The sequence below is a fragment of the Thermanaeromonas sp. genome, from assembly GCF_021890735.1.
Taxonomy (GTDB): domain Bacteria; phylum Bacillota; class DSM-521; order Neomoorellales; family Neomoorellaceae; genus Thermanaeromonas.
Window position 1 is genome coordinate 1 of record NZ_JAKKUR010000137.1, and the last position, 2,719, is coordinate 2,719.

Consider the following 2,719-nt stretch of genomic DNA (forward strand, 5'->3'; position numbering starts at 1 on the left):
TTAGATTGCTCCTGTAGCCCAACGCCCCCGCTTTTAGCTCTTGCAGGTCCGTTTTGCGGGAAACAAAAAAGAAAAAATAATCCTAAAAAAGGTGCACAAAGGAGACGGCGGAGCGCATGAACCCGGGCCAGCAAAGGGAAGATCTTCACCGGCTGGTGGATGCTCTACCGGAGGAGAAAATCGGGGCGGCCAGAAGACTTCTGGAACTCCTGCTCAGTGACAGCAGCGGGGTTCTATCAGAAGGCTTAGTGGAGAGGCTACATCTTCTTGAAAGGATCATCGACTGCCTCCCGGATGCTACTCTTGCCGTTGACCGCGAGGGAAGGGTGCTGGTGTGGAACCGGGCCATGGAGGAAGTGACAGGCGTCAAGAAAGAAGAAATTCTGGGGAAAGGGGATTACGCTTACGCCGTCCCCTTTTTCGGCAAACGGAGGCCCATCCTCGTCAATATTCTCCTCGGCAATGGCAAGGAGTGGGAACAGGAGTATGAAAAAGTCGAAATGAAGGGCCATATTCTTGTCGGCGAAGGTTTTGCCCCTTTTGCCTACGGCGGGAAGGGGCTTCACTTCTGGACGCTTGTGGCCCCAATTCGCGACGACAAGGGGAACCTTCTCGGGGCGGTACAGTGCATCCGGGACATCGGCGAGCGTAAGAAGATGGAAGAGGAACTGAGGCGCTGGAGCACGCGGGATGCCCTCACCGGCCTTTACAACCGGGCCTTTTTCGAGGAAGAACTGCGGCGGCTGGAAAAGAGCCGCTCTTTTCCCATCAGCCTTATTCTTTGCGATCTCGACGGTTTAAAAGTAGTCAACGACATGCTGGGGCACGAGCAGGGCGATGAGCTTTTGCGCCGTGCGGCAAAGGTGCTCACAAGCTGTGTCCGGGGTTCTGATGTGGTGGCCCGGGTTGGCGGAGACGAGTTTGCCATAATCCTGCCTCAGACGGGCCGGAAGACAGCCGAGGAAGTGGCCAGGCGTATAATTGAAACTGCAGAAAGAGATACTGCGCAGCACCCGGACCTTCCTTTAAGCATCTCCGTCGGGGCGGCGACGGCCGAAGACGCTTCGCGCCCGCTGCGGGAACTCTACAAAGAAGCGGACGATGCGATGTATATGAACAAGCTGGCCAGCGGGAGAGACCCGCGGTCAGCGGTAATTCACGCCCTCAAGGCAGCCTTAGAGGAGAAAGACTTCCACAATACGGAACGTATGAAAGAGATAGCGTGCCTGCTGGGAGAAGCGGTGGGTCTATCACGTGAAGAAATGGATAACCTCCGCCTCTTGGTAGACGTGCACGACATCGGCAAACTGGCAGTGCCGGCCAGTATCTTATTAAAACCTGGCCCTCTTACAGAAGAAGAATGGGAAGAGGTGCGTCGCCACCCTGAAGTTGGCTACCGTATCGCCCTCTCTTCTGGGGAGCTGGCCCGGGTAGCTCCTTATATCCTTCAGCACCACGAGCGTTGGGATGGGCGGGGTTATCCCCAGGGCTTACAGGGAGATCAGATTCATATTTTGAGCCGCATCCTGGCTATAGCTGATGCTTATGATGCTATGACATTGGAAAGACCCTACCGTCGTCCTTTAACCCATGAGGAGGCCTTAGAAGAGATTAAAAGATGTGCAGGGAAGCAGTTTGATCCTCATTTCGTGGAAATTTTTCTAAAGCTGTTCCCTTTGAAAAAGTATCCATCCCACAATCCTAGACATAAGATATAAAAGACTAAACTTCTGGGAGGAATGGCCGTGTTACCTTTATTTATCCTCTGGTACACGGTGGTCCTGGCTTGGGGTGCTAGCCGGGTTCTTACCTCGGGGACGAAGGAACGAAAGATTATTATATTTTCTCCAGAGGTTTCTCGGGAAGAGGGTTACCGGACTGTCAGCGCCCATGGTGGCCGGGTGGTAAAGGATCTACCCCTCATAAACGGTATGGTGGCAGAGTTTTCCCCCGAAAGAGAAACATTAGAAGCTTTAGCCAAGCATCCACACGTAGAGGTTTTAGAGGATGACGGGGTAGTGGAGACCTGCGGCCTACCTTGCCCTGCAAGCTTAGCAAGGGAAGAGATCCCCTGGGGAGTGGAGCGCATTGGCGCTCCGGCAGCCTGGCGGCGGACTAGGGGAGAAGGTGTAAAGATCGCCATTTTGGATACGGGGGTAGACCCGTCCCACCCTGATTTAAAGCCGAATCTTAAGCAGCGTGTTAACCTTAAATTTCCAGGATACCCGGCAGGGGACGGGAACGGTCATGGAACCCATGTGGCTGGGATTATAGCTGCTGCCTACAATAACTTAGGAGTAATAGGGGTGGCTCCCCAGGCCGAGATTTATGCTGTAAAAATCCTGGACCGCCGGGGAAGGGGCTATATTTCCGACATTGTGGCTGGGCTAGAATGGGCTGTGAAGAATAAAATGCATATTGTGAATATGAGTTTGGGGAGCAACTCCCAGAGCTTGGCTTTGAAAAAGGCGGTGGAGGTAGCCTTAAAAGAGGGGATCCTCTTAGTAGCTTCTGCCGGCAACGGGGGAAAAGAAGGAGAAGTTTTGTATCCTGCTCGTTATCCCGGGGTTATCGCTGTTACCGCCACTACAAAGCAGGATACCTTGGCTGAGTTCAGCAGCCGGGGTCCAGAGGTTACCGTGGCTGCACCAGGGGAGAATATTCTTTCTACTTATCCCGGCGGCCGGTATCAGTTTATGAGCGGGACTTCCATGGCTGC

Annotated in this window: 2 protein-coding genes; both read left to right on the forward strand. The window is 53.7% G+C overall.

The genetic code is table 11. The annotated features are described in order from the left end of the window. Nucleotides 1-116: 116 nt before the first annotated feature. On the forward strand, nucleotides 117-1,718 hold the full coding sequence (locus L5656_RS11195) for a diguanylate cyclase domain-containing protein (protein WP_297202966.1): 1,602 nt from the start codon (nucleotides 117-119) through the stop codon (nucleotides 1,716-1,718). A 27-nt stretch (nucleotides 1,719-1,745) separates the two neighbouring features. Then, nucleotides 1,746-2,719 (forward strand): S8 family peptidase (locus L5656_RS11200; RefSeq protein WP_297202968.1); only part of this gene is annotated, 974 nt, incomplete at its 3' end.

Excerpts from the sequence above, each read along its gene's own strand:
- L5656_RS11195 (WP_297202966.1), top strand. The coding sequence starts at position 117 with ATGAACCCGGGCCAGCAAAGGGAAGATCTTCACCGGCTGGTGGATGCT.